This is a genomic window from Cardiobacterium sp. (assembly GCF_057314735.1).
Map to the genome: position 1 here is coordinate 20035 of NZ_DBHKZK010000080.1, position 26591 is coordinate 46625.

At 62.7% G+C, this 26591-nt stretch carries 31 protein-coding genes; 8 read left to right on the forward strand and 23 right to left on the reverse strand.

Annotation, left to right across the window (positions count from 1 at the left end):
• Nucleotides 1–9 precede the first annotated feature (9 nt).
• Nucleotides 10–363: an EthD domain-containing protein gene (locus ACO54Z_RS11950; protein ID WP_485997218.1), complete on the reverse strand. Its 354-nt coding sequence runs from the start codon at nucleotides 361–363 to the stop codon at nucleotides 10–12.
• A 3-nt stretch (nucleotides 364–366) separates the two neighbouring features.
• Nucleotides 367–942: an RBBP9/YdeN family alpha/beta hydrolase gene (locus tag ACO54Z_RS11955; protein ID WP_485997219.1), complete on the reverse strand. Its 576-nt coding sequence runs from the start codon at nucleotides 940–942 to the stop codon at nucleotides 367–369.
• 124 nt (nucleotides 943–1066) lie between these two features.
• On the opposite strand from ACO54Z_RS11955, the gene ACO54Z_RS11960 reads away from it, so the two are divergent.
• A complete protein-coding gene (locus ACO54Z_RS11960) occupies nucleotides 1067–1849 on the forward strand; it encodes a BUD32 family EKC/KEOPS complex subunit (protein ID WP_485997220.1) in 783 nt (260 codons plus the stop codon).
• Nucleotides 1850–2141: 292 nt separating this feature from the next.
• Here the strand turns inward: ACO54Z_RS11960 and ACO54Z_RS11965 are convergent, their stop codons facing one another.
• The 15 genes from ACO54Z_RS11965 to ACO54Z_RS12035 form a co-directional block, all read right to left on the reverse strand.
• Nucleotides 2142–2735 carry a PepSY domain-containing protein gene (locus ACO54Z_RS11965; protein WP_485997221.1) on the reverse strand — a complete coding sequence of 198 codons (594 nt, stop codon included), beginning with the start codon at nucleotides 2733–2735 and terminating at the stop codon, nucleotides 2142–2144.
• Nucleotides 2736–2822: 87 nt separating this feature from the next.
• On the reverse strand, nucleotides 2823–3740 hold the full coding sequence (gene rbsK / locus ACO54Z_RS11970) for a ribokinase (protein ID WP_485997222.1): 918 nt from the start codon (nucleotides 3738–3740) through the stop codon (nucleotides 2823–2825).
• Nucleotides 3737–4933, reverse strand: coding sequence for an exonuclease SbcCD subunit D C-terminal domain-containing protein (locus ACO54Z_RS11975; RefSeq protein ID WP_485997223.1), 1197 nt, complete (start codon nucleotides 4931–4933; stop codon nucleotides 3737–3739). Before ACO54Z_RS11975 ends, rbsK begins: the two co-directional genes overlap by 4 nt.
• Nucleotides 4934–5038: 105 nt before the next feature.
• Nucleotides 5039–7057, reverse strand: a complete 2019-nt coding sequence (locus ACO54Z_RS11980) for a peptidoglycan-binding protein (protein WP_485997224.1) — start codon at nucleotides 7055–7057, stop codon at nucleotides 5039–5041.
• Nucleotides 7058–7077: 20 nt separating this feature from the next.
• Nucleotides 7078–7662, reverse strand: a complete 585-nt coding sequence (locus ACO54Z_RS11985) for an NUDIX domain-containing protein (RefSeq protein WP_298081088.1) — start codon at nucleotides 7660–7662, stop codon at nucleotides 7078–7080.
• Nucleotides 7663–7668: 6 nt separating this feature from the next.
• A complete protein-coding gene (locus tag ACO54Z_RS11990; protein WP_485997225.1) occupies nucleotides 7669–8358 on the reverse strand; it encodes a peptidoglycan DD-metalloendopeptidase family protein in 690 nt (229 codons plus the stop codon).
• Nucleotides 8355–9107, reverse strand: coding sequence for a 5'/3'-nucleotidase SurE (gene surE, locus ACO54Z_RS11995; protein WP_485997226.1), 753 nt, complete (start codon nucleotides 9105–9107; stop codon nucleotides 8355–8357). Before surE ends, ACO54Z_RS11990 begins: the two co-directional genes overlap by 4 nt.
• Before the next feature lie 121 nt (nucleotides 9108–9228).
• A complete protein-coding gene (locus ACO54Z_RS12000; protein WP_485997227.1) occupies nucleotides 9229–10104 on the reverse strand; it encodes a LysR family transcriptional regulator in 876 nt (291 codons plus the stop codon).
• Entirely contained in the window at nucleotides 10101–11195 is a 1095-nt protein-coding gene (gene aroB, locus ACO54Z_RS12005) for a 3-dehydroquinate synthase (RefSeq protein WP_485997228.1), read from the reverse strand. The genes ACO54Z_RS12000 and aroB overlap by 4 nt, the downstream gene beginning before the upstream one ends.
• A 114-nt stretch (nucleotides 11196–11309) precedes the next feature.
• Nucleotides 11310–11522, reverse strand: a complete 213-nt coding sequence (locus tag ACO54Z_RS12010; protein ID WP_485997229.1) for a hypothetical protein — start codon at nucleotides 11520–11522, stop codon at nucleotides 11310–11312.
• 200 nt (nucleotides 11523–11722) lie between these two features.
• Nucleotides 11723–11896 (reverse strand): hypothetical protein, encoded by a 174-nt coding sequence (locus ACO54Z_RS12015; RefSeq protein ID WP_485997230.1) that lies wholly within the window; start codon nucleotides 11894–11896, stop codon nucleotides 11723–11725.
• 11 nt (nucleotides 11897–11907) lie between these two features.
• Nucleotides 11908–13026 (reverse strand): tRNA 2-thiouridine(34) synthase MnmA, encoded by a 1119-nt coding sequence (mnmA, locus tag ACO54Z_RS12020; protein WP_485997231.1) that lies wholly within the window; start codon nucleotides 13024–13026, stop codon nucleotides 11908–11910.
• 39 nt (nucleotides 13027–13065) lie between these two features.
• The gene (locus ACO54Z_RS12025; RefSeq protein WP_485997232.1) at nucleotides 13066–13830 is read right to left on the reverse strand and encodes an ATP-binding protein; all 765 of its coding nucleotides are present in this window, start codon (nucleotides 13828–13830) and stop codon (nucleotides 13066–13068) included.
• Between the two features lie 2 nt (nucleotides 13831–13832).
• Nucleotides 13833–15443, reverse strand: coding sequence for a DUF4153 domain-containing protein (locus tag ACO54Z_RS12030; RefSeq protein ID WP_485997233.1), 1611 nt, complete (start codon nucleotides 15441–15443; stop codon nucleotides 13833–13835).
• Between the two features lie 3 nt (nucleotides 15444–15446).
• Nucleotides 15447–15959: a disulfide bond formation protein B gene (locus ACO54Z_RS12035; RefSeq protein WP_485997234.1), complete on the reverse strand. Its 513-nt coding sequence runs from the start codon at nucleotides 15957–15959 to the stop codon at nucleotides 15447–15449.
• Between the two features lie 594 nt (nucleotides 15960–16553).
• On the opposite strand from ACO54Z_RS12035, the gene ACO54Z_RS12040 reads away from it, so the two are divergent.
• The 3 genes from ACO54Z_RS12040 (at nucleotide 16554) to ACO54Z_RS12050 (ending at nucleotide 18649) form a co-directional block, all read left to right on the forward strand.
• Nucleotides 16554–17027, forward strand: coding sequence for a tRNA (cytidine(34)-2'-O)-methyltransferase (locus tag ACO54Z_RS12040; protein ID WP_485997235.1), 474 nt, complete (start codon nucleotides 16554–16556; stop codon nucleotides 17025–17027).
• A gap of 17 nt (nucleotides 17028–17044) precedes the next feature.
• Nucleotides 17045–17932, forward strand: coding sequence for a 1,4-dihydroxy-2-naphthoate octaprenyltransferase (menA, locus tag ACO54Z_RS12045; RefSeq protein ID WP_485997236.1), 888 nt, complete (start codon nucleotides 17045–17047; stop codon nucleotides 17930–17932).
• 120 nt (nucleotides 17933–18052) lie between these two features.
• Nucleotides 18053–18649, forward strand: a complete 597-nt coding sequence (locus ACO54Z_RS12050; RefSeq protein WP_485997237.1) for a Slam-dependent surface lipoprotein — start codon at nucleotides 18053–18055, stop codon at nucleotides 18647–18649.
• A 100-nt stretch (nucleotides 18650–18749) separates the two neighbouring features.
• Here ACO54Z_RS12050 and ACO54Z_RS12055 read toward each other — a convergent pair whose 3' ends face one another.
• From ACO54Z_RS12055 to ACO54Z_RS12070, 4 genes are read right to left on the reverse strand one after another with little or no spacing between them, the layout of a single operon-like run.
• Nucleotides 18750–19205 (reverse strand): DUF3465 domain-containing protein, encoded by a 456-nt coding sequence (locus ACO54Z_RS12055; RefSeq protein WP_485997238.1) that lies wholly within the window; start codon nucleotides 19203–19205, stop codon nucleotides 18750–18752.
• Between the two features lie 10 nt (nucleotides 19206–19215).
• Nucleotides 19216–19428 (reverse strand): SlyX family protein, encoded by a 213-nt coding sequence (locus ACO54Z_RS12060; RefSeq protein WP_485997239.1) that lies wholly within the window; start codon nucleotides 19426–19428, stop codon nucleotides 19216–19218.
• Nucleotides 19425–19865: a hypothetical protein gene (locus tag ACO54Z_RS12065; RefSeq protein WP_485997240.1), complete on the reverse strand. Its 441-nt coding sequence runs from the start codon at nucleotides 19863–19865 to the stop codon at nucleotides 19425–19427. Before ACO54Z_RS12065 ends, ACO54Z_RS12060 begins: the two co-directional genes overlap by 4 nt.
• Nucleotides 19862–20050: a 4-oxalocrotonate tautomerase gene (locus ACO54Z_RS12070; RefSeq protein ID WP_298080551.1), complete on the reverse strand. Its 189-nt coding sequence runs from the start codon at nucleotides 20048–20050 to the stop codon at nucleotides 19862–19864. The genes ACO54Z_RS12065 and ACO54Z_RS12070 overlap by 4 nt, the downstream gene beginning before the upstream one ends.
• 92 nt (nucleotides 20051–20142) lie before the next feature.
• On the opposite strand from ACO54Z_RS12070, the gene purC reads away from it, so the two are divergent.
• The gene (purC, locus tag ACO54Z_RS12075) at nucleotides 20143–20868 is read left to right on the forward strand and encodes a phosphoribosylaminoimidazolesuccinocarboxamide synthase (protein WP_485997241.1); all 726 of its coding nucleotides are present in this window, start codon (nucleotides 20143–20145) and stop codon (nucleotides 20866–20868) included.
• Nucleotides 20865–21860: a phosphoribosylformylglycinamidine cyclo-ligase gene (purM, locus tag ACO54Z_RS12080; protein ID WP_485997242.1), complete on the forward strand. Its 996-nt coding sequence runs from the start codon at nucleotides 20865–20867 to the stop codon at nucleotides 21858–21860. The genes purC and purM overlap by 4 nt, the downstream gene beginning before the upstream one ends.
• 140 nt (nucleotides 21861–22000) lie before the next feature.
• Here purM and ACO54Z_RS12085 read toward each other — a convergent pair whose 3' ends face one another.
• Entirely contained in the window at nucleotides 22001–23692 is a 1692-nt protein-coding gene (locus ACO54Z_RS12085; RefSeq protein WP_485997246.1) for a TonB-dependent receptor plug domain-containing protein, read from the reverse strand.
• On the opposite strand from ACO54Z_RS12085, the gene ACO54Z_RS12090 reads away from it, so the two are divergent.
• Nucleotides 23642–23845 (forward strand): hypothetical protein, encoded by a 204-nt coding sequence (locus ACO54Z_RS12090; RefSeq protein WP_485997243.1) that lies wholly within the window; start codon nucleotides 23642–23644, stop codon nucleotides 23843–23845. The two genes, ACO54Z_RS12085 and ACO54Z_RS12090, sit on opposite strands and share 51 nt — an antisense overlap.
• A 145-nt stretch (nucleotides 23846–23990) precedes the next feature.
• Here ACO54Z_RS12090 and ACO54Z_RS12095 read toward each other — a convergent pair whose 3' ends face one another.
• Nucleotides 23991–24128, reverse strand: a complete 138-nt coding sequence (locus tag ACO54Z_RS12095) for a hypothetical protein (protein ID WP_485997244.1) — start codon at nucleotides 24126–24128, stop codon at nucleotides 23991–23993.
• Between the two features lie 69 nt (nucleotides 24129–24197).
• Here ACO54Z_RS12095 and yccS point away from each other — a divergent pair, with 69 nt between their 5' ends.
• Nucleotides 24198–26369, forward strand: coding sequence for a YccS family putative transporter (gene yccS, locus ACO54Z_RS12100; RefSeq protein WP_485997245.1), 2172 nt, complete (start codon nucleotides 24198–24200; stop codon nucleotides 26367–26369).
• Nucleotides 26370–26591 lie beyond the last annotated feature (222 nt).

Here is a 26591-nt window from a genome sequence, read left to right on the forward strand (position 1 = left end):
CATGGACGCTCAGATGACCCGCTCCTCCTCGCCAAACCACAGCACCGATTGCGTCAGATCGACGAAAGTCGCCTCGTCGGCGCGCAGGGTGGCGAGTGCCGCCTGCCCGGCGGCGGTGGCGCGTGCCTGGCTGAACGCCTCGCGGCTGTCGTACCAGAGTTCGCCCAGCGCGTCCCAGGCAAAGGGCAGAGTGTCGCGCATCGTCGCGGGTTGGTCGGCCGGCGGCAGCGTTTTCGCATAGCCGCGAATGTGCAGGGTTTCCTGCAGGGCCAGCACTTTTTCGGAATGGGCGTGCCAGCGGGTGCGAAATTCGGCGTCGCTCATGCCCGCTTTTTTCTTGACCAACATGATGATTTTGAACATGGTTTATGCTCCCAGGGTTTGTTGAACGGCCTGCCAGGCGGCGGGCAGGGTGGTGATGCCATCGGCGGCGAGGAAATGTCCGGCATTTGCCACGCGATGCACGGTGCCGCCGAGGCGCGTCGCCAGCGCGTCGCTGTTGGCGGGGGCGACGACGTAGTCGTTGTCGCTGATGAGATGGTGGATGTGCGGCGTCATCGCGCGTAGCGCGGCGTCGTCGAGGCGGGCGCGGTCGATATAGGCGTCAATGTTGAAACCGCCGATGGTCGGCAGTTCGGGCAGGCGCGCGCCGAAGCCGGCGACGAGGATGATGCCGCCGACTTGTTCCGGACGGGTCGCGCTCAGGTAATGCAGCAGCGACAGCGTGCCGAGGCTGTGCGCGATGAGCAGGGTGGCGGCGTCCGCAGTGCCGATGGCGGCGGCGAGTCCCTGTTGCCAGCGCTCGAAGTCGGGCTGTTCGGCATCGGGCAGGGCGGGGACAGTGGTGGCGATGCCCGCCGCCTGCAATTGTTGTTGCAGCCAGGGAAACCAGTGATCGCCCGGCGTCGCGCCGTAGCCGTGGAGGATGATGGCTTTTGTCATGGAAGGCTCCGTGAGTGTGGGCGACGGAGTATGCGGCCTGTCATCGTGGCATGGTCAAGCGGCGCCTTGCGTGCGGGCGCGGGCGGCGCTATGGTGCGTGCTTTTCTTTTTACGGACAGGCGTGATGGTTTTTGATTATGCGCAGGCGCTGGCGGCGCGATTGCCGCAACAGTCGGGCAATATTGCCGCTTATTGGCTGGAAAACGGCGAGCGGGTCTGGGTACGCAAGGCGGGCAAACGCATTGCCAAATGGCGTTATGCACTGCTGGGGCTGTTTGCACACGGGCTGCATCTGGAAGCGCTGGAGCCGGTTCCGCATCCGGGCGGGCGCGCGGTGATTGCGACGGAGGCAGCGCGTTTGCAGGCACTGGCGGCATTGGGCGTGCGTGTGCCGCGGCTGTTGGCGCAGGCGGCGGAGGGGCTGATGTTTTCGCATTTGGGCGAGGAGACGCTGCTCGCCGCGATGGAACGCGACGGCATCGCGCGCTGGCAGCAGGGGCTGGACGCCATCGGCGCGGTACACGCGCGCGGCGGTTATTTGAGCGAGGCATTTGCGCGCAATATGCTGCTGTGTGATGACGGCGCGGTCGGCTTTATTGATTTTGAGGAAGACCCCGGTCAGGTGCTGTCATTTACTGCCTGCGCCAGCCGCGATTATCTCTGCTATCTGCATTCGACGCTGTGGCTGTTGCAGGCGCAGGGTACGCTGGCGGATGCCGCCCGCCGCTGGCGCGCCCATACAGGCACGCTGCCGCCGGAGGTGTTGGGAGCGATTGAGGCGGCGGTGCGACCGCTACGCTGGATGCGTGCGCTGCACCATCCGCGCTGGGGACGCGATACGCTGCGGACGGCGACGCTGGCAGCGTGGTTCGATGGCTTGTGGCGGGAAGGAGAAAGGCCGGAGTAATCCGGCCTTGTTTATAGCAATTACCCCGCCACCACAATATCGTCGCCATGACGCGAACAATGCGCCGGGGCGTACGCTATGGCGAATTCCGTGCGTAGGGTACGTGTCGGCGTAGCCGACACACATCCTACGCACGAAACCCGCCCGCTGCGGGCTTCGCCCTGCGAGGGAGGGGAAATTCCGCTTTTACCCGCAGACTTCAAACAGGTTCCCAGAGCTGTTTTGCCAAAAGGGCGGTCAGGTTGTCCTGACCGCCCCTTGCTTTACGTCATGGGATGTTTGCGGTTATCGCTTATTGTGCTGCCGGAGCGGGAGCGCTTGCGTCAGCAGGTTGTGCCGCCGGGGCGCCGGCTGGCGGGCGTTTGCCGTGTTTGCCGGGACGTGCTTCGCTGCGCAGCACTTTGCCGTCGCTGGCGCTGACGTCGATGTCGTAACGGCTGCCGTCGCTGCCGATGACTTTGGTTTCGTACACGACGCTGCCGTCACGGCGGCCTTCCAGCTCGGCTTCAACGACTTTGCCTTTGCCCTGGCCTTCGGCGGTTTCTATCGCCTGGCTCAGGCTGACTGCGCTTTTGGCGGGCGGGTTGGCTTTTTGTCCGCTCTTGCGGCTGAGGATTTCGCCGCTGGTGGCGTCAATGCGGATTTCGTATTCCTGCGCGCTGTCGAACAGTTCGATTTCGTAGATGACGGCATCGCGTTTCAGTTTGAGGTCGATGCTGTCGGCAGTGGCGCCGGTGTCTTTTTCGGCGGTGGCAATGGCCTGGGCGGCGCTGATTTTGCTTTGCTCCAGCGCGGCGAGGCCTTTGTGGCCGTGGCCGTGTCCGGCGAAGGCGAGGCTGCTGCCACAGAGTGCGGCGAGGCCGAAGGCGGTGAGGGTTTTGGTCATTTGCTAACTCCTATTAGGTTTTGGGTTCATCGGCGGCGTGTTTGCTTCCGATGGCGCGCATTGTAGGAAGCGTTTTTTAGGGAAACGTTAGGAGTGCTGTTGTAAGAAGGTGGCAATGGCGGCGCTGTCCGGGATGGAGGGTTGCGCGCCGAGTTTTTGTACGGAAAGCGCGGCGGCGGCCTGTCCCCAGGCGATGGCCTGCGCCAGCGGTTCGTCGCGCAGGAGGGCGGCGGCAAGCGCGCCGTTGAAGGTGTCGCCCGCGGCGGTGGTATCAACCGGCTTGACGCGGTAAGCGGGGTGTAGCGCGCCGTGGCCATTGATGCTCGCATAGACGCCGCGGCTGCCGAGGGTGATGAGTACGGTCGGCACGCCTTGTGCGTGCAGGGCGGTCGCGGCGCGGGCGGCGCTCATTTCGTCGGCGACGGCGATGCCGGTGAGGCGTTCGGCCTCGCTTTCGTTCGGGGTGATGAGGTCGAGGTTGGCGAGCAGTTCGCGCGGCAGTTCGGCGGCGGGGGCGGGATTGAGAATGGTGCGCACGCCGTGGGCGCGGGCGATGGTGGCGGCGCGGATGATGCCATCGAGCGGGGTTTCCAGTTGCAGCAGCAGGATGCCCGCGTCCGCGATGTGCGCCTGCTCGCGTTCAACGTGGGCGGCGTCCAGCGCAGCATTGGCCCCGGCGATGACGACGATACGGTTTTCGCCGGCGTGGTTGAGCCAGATCATCGCCATGCCGGTGCTGTCGGCGACGGTTTTGCTGCCGTCGCAGTCAATGCCGAGGCGTTCGAGATGGTTGCGCAGTTCACCGCCCGCGGTATCGTTGCCAAAGGCGCTGATGAAGCGGGTCGGCGCGCCGCTTTTCGCAGCGGCTACGGCCTGGTTCGCGCCTTTGCCACCGTAGGCGCGGTGGTAATGGTCGCCGTGCAGGGTTTCGCCGCTTTTGGGAAAGGCGGCCATTTGTGCGATATGGTCGATGTTGCTGCTGCCGAGGACGAGGAGGGATTTCATGGTGGCGGGAGTTGGTTGAGGATTTCGTGGTAGCTCTGCCGCAGCGTGTCGCGCTGTGCGGCGGGGACGTCGTGCGCATCAAGGCAGCGCTCGAAGACGTCAAGCGGGTTGAGGTCGCCGAGGGTTTCGTCGGCGCGGTGTTGGGCGAGGACGCGCTCGCGGATGCGCTCGTTTTTGATGCGCAGGATTTCCAGACGAGTGTCGGCGGTGAGCGCGTGTAGCTGTTCGTGAATGCCACCGGCGATGGCGTCGCCGTCGTAGTGGATTTCCAGCCAGATGTTGTCGCCTGTCGCCGCGAGTTCCGTCAGGCGGGCTTCAAGGGCAGGCAGGTCGCCGCGCAGGCGGGCGCGTTTTTGCCATACGGGCACGGCCAGCGGGCGGACGCTGGCGCGGCGTCCGTGAAATTCGACAAGGCAGACGCTGCGCGGCTGTTCGGCCTCGGCGAAGGTGTGCGGCAAGGGTGAGCCGCTGTAGCGGCGGCTTTCGTTGCCGCCGATGCGCTGCGCGCGGTGGATGTGGCCAAGGGCGAGGTAGTCGATGGCGGCGGGGAAGGCGTCCGCCGGAACGTGCGCCAGCGTGCCGATTTCGTGGTCGTGTGCTTCATTGGTTTCGCCGCCTGCGGTGTAGAGGTGGCCGGTGGCAATGAGCGGCAGCTCGGCACCGCCGCGCAGGGTTTCGCCGTGGGCGACGGCGGCGGCGTAGTGGGCGCGGATGCCGTCGAGCAGTTTCGCACTTTTGTCGGCGGCGCTTTCGCCCGCGTCTGCCGTGCGCAGGTCGCGTTCGCGCAAATAGGGGACAGCGCAGACGATGGCTTCCGTCGCACCGTCGCGGTCTTTGAGCAGCAGCACTTCGTCGGCGGGGTCGCGTGCCGCGCCAATGATGTGGACGTTGAGCGCGCGCAGGATGTCGCGCGGGGCGTCGAGGAAGGCGGGCGAGTCGTGGTTGCCCGCAGTGATGATGATGTGGCGGCAGTATCCGGCGGCGATGCGCCCCAGGAACTGGTAGTACTGCGCCTGGCTTTGTGTCGGCGGGGTGGTGCTGTCGAAGAGGTCGCCCGCGATGATGAGCGCGTCAATGTGCTCGGCATCAAGGGTGGCGGCGAGCCAGTCGAGGAAGGCGGCAAATTCGTGGTGGCGGCGGCGGCCGTAGAGGTTGCGCCCCAAGTGGATGTCGGCGGTGTGCAGGATTTTCACGGGTGGGGAAAAGATGCCCCTGCGTATGCTCAGGGGCTGTTTGCAAGGGCCGCCTGCTGCGCGGCGCAGGGCGCGCCGGGATTCGCAGCAGGGCAGGGCGGCGGGTTATTTGCAGGTGAGGGAGACGACGCTGCCGCTGCCGCTGATGACGGCGTTGCATTGTTTGCCGCTGCCGTCCGGGTAGTATTGTTGGCACCAGCCGGGGTCGATGTTCTGGCCGTTGATGGTGCAGTGGGTGACCATGCTGCCGTTGCCGCCCATGTTGAGGCTGCCGCTGATGCGGTTGAAGCCGGGTTTGCTGCGGGTTTTCGGCGCAGCGGCGGCAGGCGCGGGAACGCTGGTGGCGGTCGGGGTGGCGACGGCGGCGAGTGCGTTGGCCGGGCGCGGGCTGTTTTGGGCGAGCAGCGGGGTGGTCGCCGCCGGGCGCAGGACGGTGGCGTCGGCGCTGGTGGTTTGGCGGGTGGCGGCGATTTGTTGGGCGCGCTGGGTCGCTTCGGCGCGGAAGCGGGCGCGATCGGCCTCGGCCTGTTGGCGGGCGTTTTCGGCGGCGGCAAGGCGGGCGCGCGCGGCTTCGGCTTGTTGGCGCTGGGCTTCTTGTTGTTGGGCGAGGGCGACCTGGCGCTCGGCTTCGGCGCGGGCGATAGCGGGTTGTGTCTGCGCGTTTTGTTCGGCGGCAAGGCGGGCGGCGCTTTGGCGTTCAGCGGTTTGTTGTTCGAGTTCGAGGGTCGCCTGGTCGGCGGCTGCGGCTCGGCGGCGCGCTTCTTGTTGTGCCTGGCGGGCGATGGCGGCGCGGCGTTCGTTTTCCTGGCGGGTCAGTGCGGCCTGGCGTTCGGCGGCAGCGCGCTGGAGGTTGGCGGTAGCGAGGTCGGCGGCGGCGTGGTCAACGGCGACGGGCGGCGGTGCAAGCGGCACGGCAGGTTCGCGTTCTTCGGCCTGGCGGCGGGCGATGGCTTCGGCTTGTTGTTGTTCGGCGGCTTCGGTCGCGCGTTGTTCGGCGTCGCGGCGGTCGAGGTCGGGCGCAGCGATGCTGGCCGGCGGGCGTTTGGCGGCGGCGGTTTCTTTGGTTTTGTCGTTTTTGGCTGCGGGTTTGTCGCCGTTCATGAGTTGGGCAAGGAGTTGGCTGTCTTGCGGGTTGTCGTTGGTACCCAGTTTGTGTTTTTTCCGGTATTCCTGGATGGCGTTTTGGCTTTTGGCGCCGATGATGCCTTTGCTGCCGCCGGTGTCGTAGCCTTCGGCGCGCAGTTTTTGTTGGAGTTTTTTGTTGATTTGGGTGTTCAGGCCGGGTAGCCAGCTGGGGTCGGTTTTGCCGGTGGTCGCAAGGCCGTTGGCTTTTTGGTAGGCCTTGATGGCGGCCGTGGTGGCGGCGGTGGTTTTGCCGTTGGCGGGGCCGGCGTTGTAGCCGAGGAAGTTCAGGCTGGTTTGCAGGGTTTTGGTGTAGGCGCTGCTGTGCTGGTCTTTTTTGGCGTGTTTGTTTTGGATGAGCCAGTCGGTGATGTTTTTGTGGCCGTTCAGGGTGGCCAGGTCGTAGGGGGTGAGGCCGCTGGTGTCGGTGATGTTAAAGGGGCATTTTTGGTCGTGGTATTTTTTGAGGGCGTCCAGTTTGCCTTCGCGCGCGGCGCTCAAGGCGGCCAGGCGCTGGTCGCCGCAGGGGTTGTTTTTGGCGGTGGGTTTGTCGGTTTTGGTTGTGGTGGTTTTGGCGGTGTCTTTGCTTTTGTCGTTTTTGGCTGTCGTGGTTTTGGCGGTGTTTTTAGTTTTGTCGTTTTTGGCTGTCGCGGTTTTGCTGGTGTCTTTGGTTTTGTCGTTTTTGGCGGCGGGTTTGTTGGTGGCCGCGGTGGTTTTCGCGGTTTTTTTGGGGTTGTTGTCCGCTTTGGCGGCGGTTTTGCCGGGGGCAGCCGGTTTGGCCGCAGTGGTTTTGGTCGTGGTTTTGGCTGGTGCCGCTTTGGCCGGGGTGGGTTTGGCGGGGGTTTTGTTGGTCGCGGGTTTTGTTGCGGCGGTTTTGTTGGTGGCCGGTTTGGTTGCTGCCGGTTTGGCGGCGGTTTTGGCCGGAGCGCTGTGGGCGACGGGCAGGGCGGCGGCGAGGAGGGCGGCGAGGAGGATGCCGCGCAGGGTGGTTTTGGGGTTCATGCTGTGGATGCCTCGTGTGGTTATTGGGGGTGGCGCAGGAGGAAGGCCTGCATGGCGATGAGGGTGTTGGCGTTGTCGAGTTTGCCCTGGGCGAGCCAGTCGAGGGCGGTTGTGTAAGGCAGGCTGTGGACGGCGATGTCTTCGCCTTCGTCAAGGAGGCCGGTGTAGGGGGTGATTTGGCTGCTGTCGATTTCGGCAAGGTAGAGGTGGGTACGGCCTGCGCTGCCGCCAGGGCTGCCGAGGTAGGTGTGGATGTGTTCGAGGCGGCGGGCGCGGGTGCCGATTTCTTCTTCGAGTTCGCGCTGGATGCTGGCTTCGGGCGAGGGGTCGTCCGCGTCCATGAAGCCGGCGACGATTTCGTATTGCCAGGGGTTTTCGCCCGCGACCATCGCGCCGATGCGGTATTGTTCGACGAGGATGATGCGGCCGCGTTCGGGGTCGTAAGGCAGGGCGGCGACGACGTGGTGGCTGCCGCCAAGGCATTCGCGTTCGACGTGTTCGATCATGCCGCCACGGAAGCTTTCGTAGCTGACGGTGTAGCGGCGCACACGGAAGAAGTGGTGGTAGGTTTCTTCGCTGTGGTGGGTGTGGTGCTGGTAGTTCATGCGGGTTCAGTAGCGCGGGGTGGTGCCGATGTAGCTGTAGGGGTTGGCGGTCTGGCTGCCCTGGCGGGTTTCAAAGTAGAGCGCCGGGGTGTTTTGCGGGCCGATGCCCATGCTGGCGATTTGTTGGCCGCGCTGGACGTGTTGTTTTTCTTTGACGCGGATGTTGTCGAGGTAGGCGTAGGCGGCGAAGACGTTGCCGTGGCGGATAACGACGGCGCGTCCGAGGCCGGTGAGGCCGCTGCCAACATAGGCGACTTCGCCGTCTGCGGCGGCGTTGACGGGTTGGCCGAGGCTGCCGCCGATTTTGAGGTTTTTGCCGCCGGGGCTGTTGGCGTTGTATTCGCTGATGACGCGGCCACGGGTCGGCCAGCTCCAGCCGGGTTGGCCGTTGCTGCTGATTTGCGGGATGTGAACGGGGCGGAGCGCAACGCCGCGCGGCGGGGTGGTGTGCAGGCGTTGGCCGACGAGGATGTGGTTGGGGTCGCTGATGCTGTTCCAGTTGGCCAGTTCCTGGATGTCAAGGCCGTAACGCCAGGCGATGCCAAAGAGGGTGTCGCCGGGGCGGACGGTGTAGTCGCCGCCGGGGCGCAGTGCGCCGCGCTGGCCGTGCAGTTGGGTAGCGGTGGGCGCGCGGTAGCCGCTGCTGCACGCGGCAAGGATGAGGGCGCAGAGGATGAGCGGCAGGGCGTGTTTCATCGGCTGTGCTCCAGCCAGGCGGCGAGGTCGGGCAGTTCGCGGTGGGCGGTGAGGTCGAACTGGAGCGGGGTGACGGAGATGTAGCCGTTTTCGACGGCGTGAAAGTCGGTTTGTTCGTTGCCTTCGACGCGGCTGCCCGCCGAGCCGATCCAGAATTGGGTTTTGCCGCGCGGGTTTTTGGTTTCTTGCAGGGGACCCGCAGGGTGGCGCGCGCCGAGGACGGTGGCGCGGTAGCCTTTGAGGTCTTTGTAGGGCAGATCGGGGATGTTGATGTTGAGGAAGGTGTTGCGCGGCAAGGGGTTCGCGGTGAGGTGGCGGTAGAGGTCGATGACGGTTTTGACGGCGCTGTCGAGGTGTTGCGGGTGGTGCGCGGTGCTGGAGACGGCGATGGCGGGCAGGCCGAGGTTGTGTCCTTCAAAGGCGGCGGCGACGGTGCCGGAGTAGAGGACGTCTTCGCCCATGTTGGCGCCGTGGTTGATGCCGGAGATGATCATGTCGGGCAGGGTGTCGAGGTAGCCGGTAAGCGCGAGGTGAACGCAGTCCGACGGGGTGCCGTCCACGCTCCAGATACCCGCGCCGTGGTCGGTGACGGATAGCGGGCGTTTGAGGGTGAGCGAGTGGCTCGCGCCGCTGCAATCGCGGTCGGGGGCGATGACGGCGATGCGTGTCGCTTCGCTGGCGAGCGCATCGGCCAGTTGGCGCAGGCCGGGCGAGAGGTAGCCGTCGTCGTTGGACAGGAGGAGAAACATGGTAGTTCCGGGGGCGGGTAAAGGGCGGCAGTTTATACCGTCGCCCGCGTTTTGTTCAATTGGTTATACGGCAATGCCAGACGGGGCTGCGCTCTGTTTGGCGCCTGCTGCTGTTCGCCCTTCATTTTGTTTTTTCTTCCAGTTTTTCCACGAGGAAATCGGCGACGGCGCGAATGTTTGTCGCATGGCGCAGCCCTTCGTGCAGCACGAGATAGAGCGTGGCGGCAAATTCGGTCGGCGCATCGCCCAGTGTGACTTGGCAGAACGGGTCTTCGCGGCGGACGCAAAAATCAGGCAGGAGGCCGATGCCACATTGTTGTGCCACCGCGTCGCGGATGAGGCCGAAATCGTTGCAGATGAAAGCGGTTTGCTCCTGCGCCAGGGTCTCGGCCAACCACAGGCCGTGCGCGCCGACGGGATCCAGAGTGAGAAAACTCCAGTCGGCGCGGGCGGTATGGCGCAGATAATCACGGTGCGCGTAAAGACGGTAATGTACTGGGCGCAGGCGGCGGGCGACGAGGTCGTTTTGTGCGGGGCGGACCAGGCGCAGCGCAATATCCGCCTGGCGCCGGTGCAGATTGCTCAGTTGCACCTCGCTGTGCAGGGTGAGGCAGATGCGCGGCTGGCGGCGGCGAAATTCCGCGAAATGTGGCATCAACAATCCTTTGGCAATCAGCGGCGGCGCGCTGACAATCACTTTGCTCATCGCCTGCACCGTCTCGCGCGCGATGCGTCCCAGTTGCTGCATATCGGTGGCGAGGCCGCGCGCGTGCTGGTAGAGGCGCGCGCCGTCTTCGGTCAAAAGATAGCGTTTGCCGATGCGGTCAAACAGGCGCAACCCCAGCGTTTGCTCCAATCGCTCGATGCGGCGCGACACGGTACTGTGCTGTACGTTCAGCGCTTCTGCGGCGGCGGTGAGCGTTTCCCGCTCCACCAGCACGGTGAAATGGTGGACGTCGTTCCAGTCGGGCTGCATCAAATGGGGCAGGGCGCTCATGCCCGGCAGGCGTCTATCGCCGCCGCAATGTCGGCTTCCCTGATGTCGCGGTCAATGCCGCTGTCGCAGAAGCGCTGCGGCAGCACGAGGCGCAGTTGGCCGCCGCGTGTTTTTTTGTCGAGCTGCATTTTGTCGCGGATGGCGTCGGTGGTGAGGTCCGCCGGGACGGTGGTCGGCAGGTTGAAGGCGGCAAAGAGGGCGGCGGCACGGTCAACCTCGTCGTCGCTAATGCGTCCCAGGCGGGCGGCGAGGCGGCAGGCGATGACGCTGCCGATGGCGACGCATTCGCCGTGTTTCCAGCGCCGGTAGGCAGTGAGCGCTTCCAGCGCGTGGCCGAAGGTGTGGCCGAAATTGAGCAGCGCACGCTGGCCGCTTTCGCGCTCGTCAGCGGCGACGATGGCCGCTTTGGCGGCGCAACAACGGGCAATCATCGTTTGCAGCGTCGCCGGATTGTGCGCGGCGATGGCGTCACGGTGAGCTTCCAGCCAGGCGAAGAAATCGGCGCTGTTGATGAGGCCGTATTTGATGACTTCCGCCATGCCCGCGGCAAATTCGCGCGGCGGCAGGGTGGCGAGCGTCGCGGTGTCAATGATGACCGCCTGCGGCTGATGGAAGGCGCCGATGAGGTTCTTGCCCTGCGGGTGGTTCACCCCGGTTTTGCCGCCGACGGAGGAATCCACCTGCGCCAACAGGGTGGTCGGGATTTGCAGGCAGGCGACGCCGCGCTGGTAACTGGCAGCGGCGAATCCGGCGATGTCGCCAACGATGCCGCCACCGAGAGCGATGACGAGGCAATCGCGGTCGTAGCGCGCTTCGACCAGCGCGTCGAGGATGCCCGCCCAAGTGGCGAGCGTTTTGTGGGTCTCTCCATCAGGCAAGCGGACGGTGATGCGCTCTTTGTCTGCAAGCGCCGCTTCGAGCGGGGCGAGGTAATGCGCGGCGACGGCGTCGTTGCTGACGATGCAGATTTGCCGCTGCGGTGCGCTTTGGGCGATGAGTGCGGCGTCGGCGAGCAGGCCGTGGCCGATGTGGATGGGGTAGTGGCGCGCCGGGCTGGCGGCGAGGGCGACTTCGAGGATGTTGGCGGGCATAAGAGTCTCCGGGATTGGGGTTGGGGCGGGCAAGGATACCCGATGTGGCGCGGTTTTCCTGCGCGAAGCGGTGAAGACGGTAAAAAACCTGCCGTCCGGGCAGGTTTTGGGCAGTTAGTCGCCACCGCCGCCACAATCGCCGCCACCGCCGCAGTCGCTGCCGCCATAATCACCGCCACCATCGCTGTCACCGCCGCCATCGCTGCCGTCATGGAAACCGCCGTGGCCACGTTTTATTATATCTTTCAGGTATTTGCGCTCCTTCAGGCTGTAGTAGAAGCCAAGTGCGATGAGGACAAATTTCATAAAGATAAGGAAGTTCAGCATATGATGCTCCTTCTCCCTATGGGAGAGGGCTGGGGTGAGGGCAGCAAATAATTGAAAAAGCAGAATTTCGGTTTATCGATAATATCGCTACCCCCTCCCCGGCCCTCCCCCGCTGCGGGCGCTGCGCGCCCTGCAGGGGAGGGGGAAATTCGGCGTAGCAATTCAAGTTCATGTGGATAACCGGGATTTTGAACAGGTTCTTAGTCGCCACCGCCGCTGTCGCCTCCATCACCACCGTCACCCCCATCGCCACTGAAGAAATCACGCAGGCTGTCGAGAAAATCGCTGGGCTTGCTGTAGCTCTTGTTTATATCGTAAGAGGACGCGAATAGCGCCAACAGGATAAGGAGGGTATAGAGGACGAAATAATACATTTGCATCTCCGTCAGGGTTGGGATTCTGCCCGGTTGCTGCGCGCCTCGATGACGCCGCCGCCGAGGCAGCGTTCGCCGTCGTAGAGGACGAGATACTGGCCGGGAGTGATGGCGCGCTGCGGTTCGTCGAATTGTACGGTGATTTCGTCCGCGCCCTGCCAGGTGATGCGGCAGCGCTGGTCGGGCTGGCGGTAGCGGGTTTTTGCCTGATAGACGCGCCCGGCTTCCGGCGCTTCGTTCAGCCAGGCGAGTTGGCGCGCGGTGAGGGTGTCGTGGTAGAGGAGCGGGTGTTCGCCCTGGCCGACGATGAGGGTGTTGTCCGCCGGGTTTTTGTCGAGGACGTACCACGGCTCTTCGCTCGCCCCGGCGATGCCGCCGATACCCAGCCCCTGCCGCTGGCCGATGGTGTAGTACATGAGACCAATGTGTTCGCCAACCCACACGCCCTGCGGGGTTATCATTTTGCCGGGCTTGTTTTCGAAGTAGTTGGCGAGGAAGTCGCGGAAGGGGCGCTCGCCGATGAAGCAGATGCCGGTAGAGTCTTTTTTGTCGTAGGTAATCAGTCCCGCGTTTTCGGCGATGCGGCGCACGGCGCTTTTTTCCATGCCGCCCAGCGGGAACAGCGCTTTGTCGAGCTGCGCCGGGGTGATTTGGCTCAAAAAGTAGCTTTGGTCTTTGCTGCCGTCCACGCCTTTGTAGAGCGCGGGCGCGCCTTGGTGCGTGCCGCGCCGCGCGTAGTGGCCGGTGGCGAGGTAGTCCGCGCCGAGTTCTGCGGCGTAGTGCGCCATTTCGGCAAATTTGATTTCGCGGTTGCAGAGGATGTCCGGGTTGGGGGTGCGTCCGGCGCCGTATTCGGCGAGGAAGTGGCGGAAGACGCGCTCGTGGTATTCGGCGACGAAGTTCACGGTGTGCAGCGGGATGCCGAGGGTTTCGCAAACATCGCGCGCGTCTTCGACGTCTTCTTCGGCGCTGCAATAGCCGCTGCTGTAAGTCTCTTCCCAGTTTTTCATGAAGATGCCGAAGATGTCGTAGCCCGCGTCGCGCAGGAGCAAGGCGGCGACGGAGGAGTCCACGCCGCCGGAGATGCCGACGGCGATTTTGCTGTCTTTGGGCGGGGTGTATGGGGTCATGGCGGGCTCCTGGGTGGGGATGTATTGCTTATAAAGCTGTCAGCGCAGGCTGCGGGCGCATTGGGCGGCGACGCGGGCGCTGCGCGAGCCGTGGGCGAGGGCGTATTGCAGCGCCTGTTGCCGTGTCGCCGGGTCAAGCGGGCGGCCCAGCCAGTGGGCGACGGTGGCGAGGTATTGTTCCTGGTCAAGCGGGTGGAAGGCGAGGCGCAGGCCGAAGCGTTCCGCCAGCGACACTTGTTCTTCTTCGTCTTCTTGCGGATGCAGCGCGCGCTCGTCGCGGTGGTATTCGGCGAGTAAATGGCGGCGGTTGGAGGTGAGGCAGAGCAGCAGGTTGGGGGCGATGCCGCCGAGCGCGCCGTCCAGCACCGCTTTGAGCGCGCGATAGCTGCCGTCGCCCGCGCTGAAGGAGAGGTCGTCGATGTAGATGAGGTACGGGTCGGGGCTGTGCGCCAGCGTCCAGAGGAGGAAGGGCAGGTCGGCGAGGTCGTCGCAGGCGATTTGCAGGCTTTTCAGGCCACGGGCGCGGTAGTGCAGCAGGGCGGCGCGGATGAGCGAGGATTTGCCGGTGCCGCGCGCGCCCCAGAGGAGCATGTGCTGGCAGGGTTCGCCGTTGAGGAAGTGGTCAAGGTTGGCGAGCAGCGCGGTTTTTTGCCGGTCGATGCCAAGCAGGTCATCGAGGCGGACGTCATCGCGCAGGGCGACCGGGAGGATATGCGCCGCGCCCTGGTAGTTCATGCGAACGAAGGCATCACCGTGGGCGAGGTCTTGCAGCAGGCGGGCGGCGACGGGGTTGTTTGGCGTCATGATCAGGGGTTGGTGTTCAGGTTGAGGCGCAAGTCGCCGATAACAATGTCGTCATAATGCGGGCGCTGGTACTGAATGCCGTGCGCGCGCAAGGCGGCGGCGGGGTCGGTGGTGCAGGGGGTGTCGCTGTTGTAGTCAAAGCGCTGTCCGGCGCTGTCGTAGCGGTAATGTCTGCAATAGTCTTCGCCGTCCCAGAGCAGTAGCAGGGTCTCCGGGGTGTCATCGTGGTCGGCGTCGGTTTGCAGCAGGATGGCGTTCGCGCTGTCGTGTCCGGTTTCGTAGGCGGCGGCAACGGTGGCCTCGTCCGGCTGGTAGTCGCCGGGGTAGGTGTGTAACGCGGTGCGGAAACGCGCCAGCGCATGGGCTTTTTGTTCTTCAGGCGGCAGTCCGGCTTCTTTGAGCGCTGTCACAGCGTCGCTGTCGCCATGCCAGGCGCGGATTTCGGTGATGGCTTGTTCGCCCGCCTTGCCGTAGTTGCGGAAGAGGTAGGTGTTGGCCAGCTCGGCAGGGTCAGCGCCGCCGCTGGTGTAGCGCGCGACTTGGCTCGCCAGTATCCAGCGCGGCAGCGGCAATAGCGCGGTAGCGAGGGTGCAGGCGGCGAGCAGGGCGATGGTGGCGGTAAAGGCGCGTTGGGCAAAGGCGTTGCGGCGGCAGAGGCCGAGCATTTTCAGCAGCAGTCCGCCGTGGGCGATAAGCAGCGCGAGGATGAGATAGAGGGCGTAGGCGCGGTCTTCGCTCAGGCCGTAAGCGCCGATGCGGATGGCGACGCCGTGCAGGCTGAGACAGGCGAGGGCGATGCCCGCGCTGGCGGTGAGGATGTTGAGCTGTAACCGGGGACGTTCGCGGTCGTAGAGCCAGATGGCAAGCAGCCAAAGGACAGTGGCGATGGCAAGGCGCTGGCCGCTGTCGATATGTTCGCTGGCGAACGGCAGCACGGCGAGGTAGAAAAGGGCGAAGGCGAGGGCGATGTATTGGAAGATGTGCAGGTAGGGGAAGGGGCGCTCGCGTTCCGGCAGCGGCGCAAGGTTGAGGATGAGCAGGTTCACGCCGCCGCAGAGGCCGATGAGGATTTGCTGGCCGGGTTCGCCGAGCAGTCGCCAAAGGTCGATATTGACCAGGCGCAGCAGGGCGAAGCCGAGACCGAAAATCAGCGCGGTGAGGACGATGAACAGGCCGTAGAGCAATCCGTTGAAAATGAAGCGGTTAGCGCAGACGGCGAGGGCGATGTCGGCGGGGCGTTGCGCGTGTTTTTCGCAAAAGGTGGCGAGGAGCAGCGCGCCGGTTTGCGTCACGGTGGAGAGAAGGATGACAGGCGCAAAATCCCGGTAGTAATTGTCGCTAAATACATGAAAACGCTGCTGTATGTAGGCGTGGCAAAGCGTAGTGAATGCAAGCAGCAATAGCGTCCCCGTCCAAGCCTTGCGCCGTACGCCGGGTTCTGACAAAAGCCGCCAGTTAAGCATTACCATTAATCCGCCATTGAGCATAAAAAACTGGCAATTGCGAGCGCCGAACGTAAAAAATAAACGTTCGCCGTAATAAAGGCCAAGTGCATAAAAAACACCGAGCAGCGGCGCGGCGAGAAGGGCAAAGGCGGGTAGTCGGCGCAGCATGGCTCAGTTCCGTGATGTTTTGCCGCGTTCGCAGAAAATGCAGACAAATAACAGGCCAATAAAGAGAATCATCGACCACACGGGAATGCGCAAGCCGAAGACAGTATCGCGGATGGCGCAGTCGCCGTCGCCTTGCATCGCCTTGAGAAAACCGTGGAAAACGCTGGGCGCTTTTTCCATCATCGTGTAGAAATCAAAGCCACAGGCGGGCACCTGATCTGGCGGCAGGCTTTGGATGTAGAGATGGCGCGCGGCGAGACCAATGCCAAAGAAAACCGAAAGATATTTGAAAAGGCGCATCAGGTAACGCGCGACCGGGCGCTGCGGCCAGAAAATCGCGTCGAGCAGGAAGAAAAAGCCGATAAGGGCGAACGCCAGCCGCTGCATCATGCAGAGGTTGCACGGGGTGAGGTACAGCGTTTTCTCCAGATAATAGTAGGCAAAGGCGATGGATCCCCAGGATGCCAGTCCGCAGACGGCAAGGGTGAGGCGGCGGTGTGTGTCGGTAAAAGTCATAAATGTTCCAGGTGGTTGAAAAAACGGGGCGGATGATAGCAGATGCGGGCAGGAAGATTAAGCAACGGTTCACCGGGATAGCGAAATTTGTATTTTGTGTGGTTTTGTTTTATGGTTTGAACGTCCCGCCAATTGCGTTTTCAATGACGTTTGGCGGGATTTTTACACATAATGTTCATTCTAAGAAGTTATCAAAATCTGTTACGGTGGTTAATGGCAAGCTGTTTGTCTGTCATGGTGTCTCTGCTTTTGCTGAAGATGGTGTGCGTTATTGCAAGCGTTTTCTGCTATCTTCATGTTTTGTAGCTTTATTTTTTCACAATCATTAGTATAAGGGCTTGAATATCGCCTGATGTCATTCAGCATAATTTCACTCTCACGCGAGTATGATTGATGATTCATAACGGGATTATGGCAGGCTCCCACGGGTCATCCAAAAATCATTATTTTTCTTTATCCATAAGGCGATACGGATAATTCTGCTGTGAGCCTCCAAAATTTTGTCATTTTATTTACGGCAGGCTGAATACGGCCTCGCATCAGGACAAAACCGTTTATGATGCGCGCCCTGCTCTGCCCAATCCGTGATTCATCATGCAACACATCGCCCTCTACCAGCCGCAAATCGCTCCCAATACCGGCAACATCATTCGTCTCTGCGCCAATACCGGCGCGGTGCTGCATCTCATCCACCCGCTCGGTTTTACCTGGGATGACCGCCGTCTGCGCCGTGCCGGACTGGATTACGCCGAGTTTGCTGCCATTCGCCACCACGACGATTGGGCAGCGTTTGCGCAAGAAATCGCCGGGCGGCAACTTTGGGCGCTGACGACAAAAGGCGAACGCAGCCTGTTTGACGCTACCATCGGCGCAGATGATGTGCTGCTTTTTGGCAGCGAAACCAGCGGCTTGCCGCCCGACATTCACGCTGCGCTCGCAGCCACGCAGAAAATCCGCCTGCCGATGCAGCCCGGCTCGCGCAGTCTCAATCTTTCCAATGCGGTCGCGGTTGTCCTTTATGAGGCAATCAGGCAAAATCTGCGCGACAAAACCGCTATATTTTTATAAAACCCCATTAAAATCACATGAGAACCCTGATTGAACTGGCGCGACCACGCACCCTGCCGCTCGCGCTCGCCGTCATTTGCTGCGGCAATGCGCTGGCTTACCATCAGGGTAACTGGCGCTGTAGCGTCTTCATCCTCTCCCTTTTGACCGCGCTCTCGCTGCAAATCCTCTCCAATATCGCCAACGATTACGGCGACGGCGTGCGCGGCACCGATCGCCATCGTCCCACCAGTGCGCCGCGCCGCCTCACCGCTAGTGGCGCGGTCAGCATCCGGCAGATGCGGCAACTGCTGGCGGCGGGCGTCCTCGCCTCGCTTTCCTTCGGCATCGCCCTGCTCGCGGTCAGCTCGCCCGGCTGGAGCGGCCTGTTGCTGTTCCTGCTGCTCGGCGCGCTCGCCATCCTCGCCGCCATCACCTACACCGTGGGTCGCTACGCTTACGGCCACCACGCCCTCGGCGAAGTCAGTGTTTTCTGCTTCTTCGGCCTGCTCGGCGTCATCGGCAGCTATTACCTGCAAAGCGGCGGTTACACCCCGGCGGTGCTGTTGCCCGCGACCGGCTGCGGCCTGCTCTCCGCCGCCGTGTTACACGTCAACAATATGCGCGACATTGACAGCGACGCCGCCGTCGGCAAATGCACCATCGCCGTCAAACTCGGCTTTGCGCGCAGCAAACGCTTTCACCTCGCGCTGCTCGCTGCCGCCGCAACCTGTTATCTCGCCTACGCCGCGAGCGCTCCTGCCAGCCTGCTGTGGTTGCTGGCCTGCCCTGCCCTCGCCTGCCACGCCAATCGCCTTTATTGCGCCGCCGACCCCGCCCGCGCCGGGGGCGAGCTGAAAAGCATCGTCCTCATTACCTGCGTCATCAACCTGCTGTTTAGCTTGGGGCTGTCTTTGGCGACCTGAACCTTGTCGCATACTGACAACAAAATGACCAAATTCCCACGGACTTTTACAACAAAGCGCGCCATAATGCCCGCGCTCAAAACAGAGCACTGCAATTCACGATTAAAGAGGAATAAAGCGATGAAAAATATTCTGCTCTCTACCGCTGTTGTCACCCTGCTCGCTGCCTGTGGCGGTTCTGGTGCCAGCGACAGCATTACTGCCGATGATGCCAAAATCGATCTTTCCAAAGAAGCCAAAGGCAGCGTTGTCATCCCCACGCCTTACGGCAAACTGCACGGCTACAACCAGTACGCTTCCTTCTACGGCGTTTGGACGGATAACAGCGGTCAGGTTAAGGAGCTGCGTTATCGTGGCGACAAGACCGACAACGTTCCGCAAAGCGGCAAGGCGGTCTATCACGGCAATGCCGTGCGCTGGGATACTGTTGGCGACAAGGTTTATACCAAAGGTGAAAGCACCCTCAATGTGGACTTCGGTGAACGCATCGTTGACGGCAAAATCATTCTTCCCGGGACGCGTCGCGACATTGACCTGAAACAGGGTCGCCTGCGCGGTGCTGAATACAGCGGCAACGCCAGCGTGGTCGGTAACGACAAAGGCCGCTATGAAGGCGCACTCTATGGTGAAAATGCCAAAGAAACCGCCGGACAGGTCGTTTTCCCCAACGACAGCAGTCTTAATACCTCCTTCGGTGGTGTGCGTCTTGACAACTGACCGCCCTGCCCTTTCCTCCGACCGGATGCCAGCGCATCCGGTTTTTTTATGCTTGCCCGACGGTCTGCCGCGTGAACGGCTTTGATGGACGGTGTGGTGTCTATTGATACCGCTTGCCGCGTAATTCCAGCCAGCCGTCTGCATGGCGTCCTGCCGGGTCGCGGTGTGTCCAGTGGATGACGCCGCCGCGCGCGTTGGTTTCGTACTGGCCGCAGAAGGCGACGTGATCGGCAGGATGCAAATCGGGCAGGCGCGGCGCGAGGTCGATGTTGTGCGCGACCAGCACCGTTTTTCCTGCGCCGAGGTCAAGGATGAAGCGCTGGTGGCGGCTGCCTTCGGTATCGTCCTTCAGTACTTTTTTGACTTGCCCCGCGCCGCAGACCGCCGCCCCGCCGCGTTGTTGGGCGATGACGGCGTAGAGCGCGGTGTTGTCGTTGGTGCGGGTGGCAGGCGGTGACGGGTTCGCCTGTTCTTCGCGCAGGTTGGTGAACCAGATGGCGGCGATGAACAGCGGCAAGGCGGCCAGTTGCCAGCGCCAGGGAAGATGGTTACGCATCGTTTGCCCCTCAATAATGCGGCGGCACTTCGTCCGCCAGACTGCGCGGCGTCTCGCTGCCGCGTTCCTGCAATTGTTGCCAGAGCAGGCGCAACTGTCCCTGTTGCAAATCCAGCGCGGCGCGCAATTCGGCCACCGCCGTGTTCAGCGTCGCCAGCAAATCCTCCTGATAGGCGAGGCGGATTTCCAGCCGCGCGAGGCGTTCTTCGTCCGCCGCATTCATGGCGTCGCCCCGTGCTGTTGGCTGTATTCCATGCCGCCTGCGGGCGCGGCCGGGTCGTTCACCCCGGCAACCGCTTCCACCTGTACTGGGGTTCCGGCGACGGTGACGGTTCGCTGCTCTTGCAGGATGCGGCGCGCCTTCAGGTATTCCACGCGCAACTGCGCCGGCGATGCCCAGCGCAGGTTGACGCCATAGGCGTGGGCATTGCGCGTCGCGCCATACAGCCGCAGCGCTGCTTCGCCGCCAACCGCAGCGCCATGCGGCAAGACGAAGACGTCGTAGGCGAAATCCGCCGTCGCGCCCGCATTGACCTCAACCACCACCGCATCCGCCTTGCCATCCGGCGCGGCGACGCGCGCGACCTCAACGCGGGAGACGCCATCGTCGCCGCAGCCGCCCAGTATGAGGAGCGCTGCCAGCGCCAGCGCGCGCATCATTTGCGATCCAGCCGCAATTCACCGCCCTGGGCGAAGTTCTCCGGCTTCATGTCCTCGATGCTAATCCACACCGCAGACTCGGCCACACCCAGCGATTCGCACACCGCGCGCGTGACCGCCTTGACCATCGCGCGTTTCTGTTCGACCGTGCGACCTTCGACGATTTTTACGTTAATAACGGGCATAAAACACCTCACATACAGGGAAGAAAAGCGGATTATAACAGGCGACAATCGCTATAATATCGCGGCTTTCAATTCATAACCTGAGGTGTATCATGGAAAAACGCGCGCTGCTCTATACCGGCAAATCCAAAGCCATCTACGCGACCGACGACCCCGAACTCGTCATCATCCACTACAACGATGACGCCACTGCGGGCAACGGCGCCAAGCACGAAATCATCGAAGGCAAAGGCATCCTCAACAACCGCATTGCCACCCTCATTTTCCGTGCGCTCATCGCCGCCGGCATCCCGACGCACTACCGCGATACCCTGAACGACCGCGAGCAACTCTGCGAAAAAGTCGAAATCATCCCGCTCGAAGTCATCGTGCGCAACGTCATCGCCGGCTCGATGGCCGCCCGCCTCGGCTTTGAAGAAGGCAGCGAAACCGAATACCCCATCTTTGAAATCTGCTACAAAAACGACGCCCTCGGCGACCCGCTGATTAACGACGACCACGCCGTCGCCCTCGGCATCGCCAGCTACGAAGACCTCGACCGCATCTACGAACTGACCGACCAGATTAACGCCACCCTGTTTGACATCTTCGACGAATGCGACATCCTCTTGGTGGACTTCAAAATCGAATTTGGCCGCACCATTGACGGCGAAATCGTCCTCGCCGACGAAATCAGCCCGGACAGCTGCCGCCTCTGGGATGCCGATACCAACGAACACCTCGACAAAGACCGCTTCCGCCGCGACCTCGGCGGCCTGCTCGAAGCCTACCAGGACGTGCTGGAACGCCTCGAAGAACGTGAGGACGACGACGCATGAGCCTCGACTACAAAAGCGCGGGGGTGGACAAAGAAGCGGGCTACGACACCGTCGCCCGCATCAAACAATACGCGGGCGCGACCCACAACGCCCGCGTCCTCGGACAAATCGGCGCCTTTGGCGCCTTTTACGACTTGAGCGGCTACCGCCACCCCATCCTCGTCTCCGGCACCGACGGCGTCGGCACCAAACTGAAAATCGCCTTCGCCCTCGGCCAATACGACACCATCGGCATTGACGCCGTCGCCATGTGCGTCAACGACATCCTCTGCCACGGCGCCGCACCGCAATACTTCCTCGACTACCTCGCCTGCGGCAAACTTGAGGCCGAAGTCGCCGCCGACATCGTCAAAGGCGTCGCCGACGGCTGCGCACAGGCGGGTGCGGCGCTCATCGGTGGCGAAACCGCCGAAATGCCGGGCTTCTACCAGCCGGGCGAATACGACATCGCCGGATTCGCCGTCGGCGTCGTCGAAAAAGACGACCTCATCGATGGCAGCCGCGTGCAGGCGGGCGACGTGCTGATTGGCCTGCCATCCTCCGGCTACCACAGCAACGGCTACTCACTGCTGCGCAAAATCTTTACCGACCTTGACGCGGTGGTGGACGGCAAAAGCGTCGGCGCGCACCTGCTGACCCCGACCAAAATCTACGTCAAACCCGTCCTCGCCGCGCTCGCCGCGCACCGCGTGCATGGCCTCGCGCACATCACCGGCGGCGGCCTGCCGGAAAACCTGCCACGCGCCTACGGCAAAGGCATGACCGCCGTGGTCGATACCCGCACCTTCCCGCGCCCGCCGCTCATTGACGCCATCCGCGCACAGGTCAGCGAAGACGAATGCTACGGCACCTTCAACATGGGCATCGGCTTCATCCTCATCGTCCCGCCAGATGAAGCGGATGCGGTCATCGCTACCCTGAAAAGTCACGGCGAAGACGCCCGCATCATCGGCCAGATAGAGACGGGCGAGACGCCACTGCGGTTGCAATAACGCTGATAACTGCAAAAAAACCGCCCCTGCCGGGCGGTTTTTCTTTTGCTGAAACGCGGCAACCCTCTGGCGGCAATAGCGGAAATTTTCCGCTGTTGCCAACAGACGTCAAATGGCCTCTCAGAAACGGTAATTGAAGTTCAGCAGAAACTCGCGCCCTGCTTCCGGCAGGCTGATGCTGCCCGCGCGCTGGCTGTGGCTGCGTTGTTAATGGCGAAGTTGACGTTGAAGTTGTCCTTGCCCAGCGGTTGCCAGTTCACATAGAGGTCATGCACGCCGTAACCCGCGCGGCGGTTGGTTTCGCCGTCTTCGTCCACGTAGCTGCTTTTTTCGGCGTATCTGCCGCGCCAGCCCGCTTCCAGCGACGGGTTGTCAAGGCGGTACGAGAGCCCGGTGTACCACTGTCTGCCCATCGGGATGGCGGTGGCGATGGTGTCGGCGGTCGCGCCGTTGATTTTCGGCTTGCTGTAGTTCACGCCCGCACGCGCACTCAGCCCTTCCCAATGCCAGGCGGCGCTGATTTCGTAGCCCCGGTTTTTCAGTTTGCCTTCGCTGACCAGTTCGCGGTATTCGCATTCGCGGCCCCGGCAGTTCGCGCCCCGGTAGTTTTGTAAATCTTTGATGGTTTGCTGGTAGTAGCTGCCGTCGAGTTCAAAGCCGCCAAAGCGCCAGGTGCCGCCCACTTCGGCGGTGCGCGCCTGTTCGGCCTTGACGCGCTTGCCAAAGCGGAGGTCGGTGTCGGCGAGCATGGTTTCGTAGAGGCGCGGGCTGCGTGAGGCGGTGTTGTAGCTGGCGCGCAGCGCGAGATCGTCGTTCACGTCCCAGATGGCGCCGATGCTGGGGCTGATGCGGCTGCCGCTGTTTTTGTTGTGGTGGGTGTCGTGCAGCTCGTAGCGGTCGTAACGCACGCCGGTGGTGAGGGTGACGGGCTTGAAGTCCCAGATGCCTTCGACGTAGCCGCCGATGTCGCTTTTTTTCTGGTCGTGTTTGGCGGTTTCGTGGGTTCCCGGACTGGCTTTTTCCTGGCGCTGGTTGAGGCCGTATTTGACGCGGTGGCCGCTGTCGCCCAGCGGGGTGGTCAGGCCGAGGTTGAAGCCCTGCGTTTTGATGCGCACGGTTTCGCCTTCGGCTTTTTGCCGGTTGTCAATGTAGAAGAGGTTGCTGTCAATGTCGCCAATCGCGCCGAGGCCGCGTCCTTCGTAGGCGAGGTTGGTGGTATCGGCGATGCGGTGGCGGTGGCGCGGCGCGGCGCGGTTGCTGCCGAAGGAGAATTCTTCGCGCAGGTTGCGTTCGCCGTATTGTTCTTCGCGGCGCTGGCTGAGGGTGAGGCGGTTGTGGTCGTCAATGTGGTAGTTTCCCTTGACGAGGAAGCTGCGCGCGCCGAGGCCGCTGTGTTCGATTTTTTTGCCGTCGCCCGCCTTGTAATCTTTTTGCGTGTTCCAGTTGGCGATGGCGATGCCGTCCACCTGTCCGCCCTGGCCATAGACCGCGAAGCCGCCGTTATGGCCTTTGTTGCTGCTGACGCCGCCGTTGATGCGCGCGCCAACCGCCTGGCCGTCTTCGAGCAGGTCGGTGGCATCCAGCGTTTCTGCCTTGATACTGCCGCCGATGACGCCGATGCCCGCGCTCGCCGCGCCTGTGCCTTTTTCGACGCGGATTTGTTTCATCAGCGCCGGGTCGCTCATGAAGCGGCTCTGGTGGTGGAAGATTTGGCTGGTGCTGACCGTGCCGTCCACGTTGTAGTCAATGTTGCTCTCGCCGAGGCCACGGATGGTCGTCCATTGCGAGGTGCCGTTGCCGCCGCCAAAGGCAACGCCGGGCTCGTCTTGCAGCGCGGCCTTGACGTCGGTGGCGGTACTGCGTGCGAGCGCCTGCCAGTCCTTGACCGGTGCGGTGGCGTTCGCGTTGCCTTCGCTTTTGATGGTGATGGCTTCAAGCTGGGTCGCTTCCTGCGCCTAGTTGGCAGCGGCAAAGAGCGCCAATGAAAGCGCGGAGAGGCGGAATGCGGTGGGGTGGTGCATAAAGATTCCTTGACTTGTCAGATATAAAAAAGCGGCAACGCTGTCGCTGCCGGGTTAAACGGGAACAGTTCTTATCCCTGAAGCGATTGAAACATTGCCTTCATGTTTTTCATACGGTTAGCGGCGGGAGACTTGTAAAAAATGCTGCTGCAAAAACCACCGCGCTGCCAACAATCCCGATATTTCGCAAACTTGCGGCAAACACCCCGCAAAATGATGCCATCACCGCCCTGTCAGGGTTTTCCATGCCATATCTCATGGCGCCATCCCCGCCCCGCGCTATACAATCGTTACCTTTTTACCCCCCTGCCCTACCGTGAAAAAAATCCTGCCCAACATCAGCCTCATCTCCACCCTGCCCGTGTTCCTCAGCGTCAGCATCGCCGCGTTCGCCATCTGGTATTTCAATGCCCCGCAACTGGCGGTGCCGCTTGTCCTCGGCGTCATCGCTGGCGGCCTGGTCGATCTGGACAACCGCCTGCGTGGCCGCGTCAAAGACCTCGGCATCGTCCTCGCCGCCTTTGCCACCTCCTCGCTCGCCGTGCAGCTCACCCTCGCCCATCCCGTCGCCTACATCGCCGCCATGCTGCTGATGACCTTCACCTTCACCTACATGGGCGCGGTCGGGCTGCGCTACCGCACCATTGCCTTTGGCGCGCTGGTGGTCGCCATCTATACGACGCTTGCCTACACCGCCGCGCTGCCGTGGTACGCCAACCCGCTGCTCATCCTCCTCGGCACCGTCCTCTACGGCGGCTGCACCCTGCTCACGCAAATCCTCTTTCCGCACCGCCAGGTACAAGAAAACATGGCCGCCGCCTACGCCGCGCTTGCCGACTACATTGACGCCAAAGCCTGCTACTTCGACCCGGATGACGACGACTACGCCCCGCGCCAGACCCGGCTTGCGCTCGCCAACACCGCGCTCATCCAGGCCTTCAACCGCTGCCGCAGCACCCTCTTTTACCGGATGCGCGGCCAGCACCGCCACCCGCGCACCGCACGGATGCTGCGCTACTACTTCGCCGCGCAGGACATCCACGAACGCATCAGCTCGGCGCACGTCGATTACCGCGAACTGGCAGAAAAACTGAAAAACAGCGACCTCATCTTCCGCTACTGGCGGCTGATTGAATGGCAGGCGCAGGCGTGCCGCAACATCGCCACCGCTCTGCACAACCACGACAGCTACCACCACGACCCGCGCCTGGAACGTGCCATCGACGGCATCTGCCAGTCGCTGCAACGCCACTTTGACAACCGCCTGACCGACGGCAGCCGCGCGCCGCTACAGCGCCTGCTCGACAACCTGCGCAGCATCAACTACCAGCTCGCCCACCTCGACAGCGACGACCCCGACCCGAACGACCACAACAGCGCCATCGCCGCGCAAGAAGACCCGGCGCTCACCGCGCTTTGGCCTGTGTTGCGCAGCCAGCTCACCCTCGCCTCGCCGGTGTACCGCCACGCGGTGCGCCTCACCCTCGTCGTCCTCGCCTGCTGCCTCATCGTCGCCGTGCTCGACCTCGAACTGGGCTACTGGATACTGCTCACCGCCATCTTCGTCTGCCAGCCGAACTACACCGCCACCAAAAGCCGGGTCAACCAGCGCGTGCTTGGCACCCTGCTCGGCGTCATCGCCGCCGGTATCGCGCCGTACTTCACCCCGACAGTGGCCACCAAACTGTGGCTCATCATCATCAGCACCACCTGCTTCTTCTACTTCCGCAACCGCAAATACAGCTTCTCCACCTTCTTCATCACCGTGCAGGCGCTGACCGCGCTCTCGCTCGCGGGGTTGGTGGAGCTGAACGAAGCCGTGCCGCGCCGCCTGCTCGACACCCTCATCGGCGGCGGCATCGCCTGGGCGGCGGTAACATACCTCTGGCCGGACTGGCGCTACCTGACGCTGGCAAACACCGCCCGCGCCGCCATCCGCAGCGACGCCGCCTACCTGCGCCACATCTTGGGTCAACTACAACACGGCGGCGGCGACGACCTCGCCTACCGCAGCATCCGCCGCCAAACGCACGAACAGGCGGCACAACTCGGCAGCACCGTCTCCGACATCAACAGCGAACCGCGCAAATACGCCGCCCAACAAGAAACCGCCTTCCGCCTGCTCAACCACAACTACAGCCTCATTGGCTACATCTCGGCGCTCGGCGCCTACCGCAACCCCGCCGGACGCGGCGACAGCGACCCCTTCCTCGCGCGCTACTACCCGCTCGGCGAAAACATCGCCGACCTGCTCGAAAGCCTCGCTGACCTGCCGCCGGACACCTTTCACGAACGCCTGGACACCCTGCGCGCCGCGCTCGACGAACTGCGCCCGCCGGAAACCGACCCCGACCCGCAACACGCCGTCCTCTGGCAACAACTGCTGATGATTACCCGCACGCTGGAGCCGTGTTACCAGGCGCTGGCCAGCGCGCAAGCGCGGCGGATACCTGCTGCTCGGCCTGCTTCCCCTATGGGAGAGAGCTGAAATCATCCGTGTAGCGACCGCATCCCAAACAAAGTGCAAACACCCTCTAGGGGTTGTTTACAATTGGGCATAATACATTGATTTTGAATAGAAATATCAATTTTAAGCCTTTTGCGCATTACTAATAAAATCAGTTTGTTACCATGAATTGCAAACACGCCCTAGGGCGTGTTTGCAATTTGAATCCCCCTCCCCTGCGAAGCGGGGGAGGGTCAGGGAGGG

Coding starts and splice junctions, on each gene's coding strand:
- rbsK (WP_485997222.1), bottom strand. CDS start 3,740: ATGAAATCCCTCCTCGTCCTCGGCAGCAGCAACATCGACCATATCGCA.
- ACO54Z_RS11980 (WP_485997224.1), bottom strand. CDS start 7,057: ATGAACCCCAAAACCACCCTGCGCGGCATCCTCCTCGCCGCCCTCCTC.
- ACO54Z_RS11960 (WP_485997220.1), top strand. CDS start 1,067: ATGGTTTTTGATTATGCGCAGGCGCTGGCGGCGCGATTGCCGCAACAG.
- ACO54Z_RS12040 (WP_485997235.1), top strand. CDS start 16,554: ATGCAACACATCGCCCTCTACCAGCCGCAAATCGCTCCCAATACCGGC.
- ACO54Z_RS12000 (WP_485997227.1), bottom strand. CDS start 10,104: ATGAGCGCCCTGCCCCATTTGATGCAGCCCGACTGGAACGACGTCCAC.
- ACO54Z_RS11985 (WP_298081088.1), bottom strand. CDS start 7,662: ATGAACTACCAGCACCACACCCACCACAGCGAAGAAACCTACCACCAC.
- ACO54Z_RS12035 (WP_485997234.1), bottom strand. CDS start 15,959: ATGACTTTTACCGACACACACCGCCGCCTCACCCTTGCCGTCTGCGGA.
- aroB (WP_485997228.1), bottom strand. CDS start 11,195: ATGCCCGCCAACATCCTCGAAGTCGCCCTCGCCGCCAGCCCGGCGCGC.
- purM (WP_485997242.1), top strand. CDS start 20,865: ATGAGCCTCGACTACAAAAGCGCGGGGGTGGACAAAGAAGCGGGCTAC.
- mnmA (WP_485997231.1), bottom strand. CDS start 13,026: ATGACCCCATACACCCCGCCCAAAGACAGCAAAATCGCCGTCGGCATC.
- ACO54Z_RS11965 (WP_485997221.1), bottom strand. CDS start 2,735: ATGACCAAAACCCTCACCGCCTTCGGCCTCGCCGCACTCTGTGGCAGC.
- ACO54Z_RS11955 (WP_485997219.1), bottom strand. CDS start 942: ATGACAAAAGCCATCATCCTCCACGGCTACGGCGCGACGCCGGGCGAT.
- ACO54Z_RS12055 (WP_485997238.1), bottom strand. CDS start 19,205: ATGCGTAACCATCTTCCCTGGCGCTGGCAACTGGCCGCCTTGCCGCTG.
- ACO54Z_RS12065 (WP_485997240.1), bottom strand. CDS start 19,865: ATGATGCGCGCGCTGGCGCTGGCAGCGCTCCTCATACTGGGCGGCTGC.
- ACO54Z_RS12050 (WP_485997237.1), top strand. CDS start 18,053: ATGAAAAATATTCTGCTCTCTACCGCTGTTGTCACCCTGCTCGCTGCC.
- ACO54Z_RS12095 (WP_485997244.1), bottom strand. CDS start 24,128: ATGGAAAACCCTGACAGGGCGGTGATGGCATCATTTTGCGGGGTGTTT.
- ACO54Z_RS12010 (WP_485997229.1), bottom strand. CDS start 11,522: ATGCTGAACTTCCTTATCTTTATGAAATTTGTCCTCATCGCACTTGGC.
- surE (WP_485997226.1), bottom strand. CDS start 9,107: ATGTTTCTCCTCCTGTCCAACGACGACGGCTACCTCTCGCCCGGCCTG.
- purC (WP_485997241.1), top strand. CDS start 20,143: ATGGAAAAACGCGCGCTGCTCTATACCGGCAAATCCAAAGCCATCTAC.
- ACO54Z_RS11950 (WP_485997218.1), bottom strand. CDS start 363: ATGTTCAAAATCATCATGTTGGTCAAGAAAAAAGCGGGCATGAGCGAC.
- menA (WP_485997236.1), top strand. CDS start 17,045: ATGAGAACCCTGATTGAACTGGCGCGACCACGCACCCTGCCGCTCGCG.
- ACO54Z_RS12025 (WP_485997232.1), bottom strand. CDS start 13,830: ATGACGCCAAACAACCCCGTCGCCGCCCGCCTGCTGCAAGACCTCGCC.
- ACO54Z_RS12015 (WP_485997230.1), bottom strand. CDS start 11,896: ATGTATTATTTCGTCCTCTATACCCTCCTTATCCTGTTGGCGCTATTC.
- ACO54Z_RS12060 (WP_485997239.1), bottom strand. CDS start 19,428: ATGAATGCGGCGGACGAAGAACGCCTCGCGCGGCTGGAAATCCGCCTC.
- ACO54Z_RS12030 (WP_485997233.1), bottom strand. CDS start 15,443: ATGCTGCGCCGACTACCCGCCTTTGCCCTTCTCGCCGCGCCGCTGCTC.
- ACO54Z_RS12070 (WP_298080551.1), bottom strand. CDS start 20,050: ATGCCCGTTATTAACGTAAAAATCGTCGAAGGTCGCACGGTCGAACAG.
- ACO54Z_RS11990 (WP_485997225.1), bottom strand. CDS start 8,358: ATGAAACACGCCCTGCCGCTCATCCTCTGCGCCCTCATCCTTGCCGCG.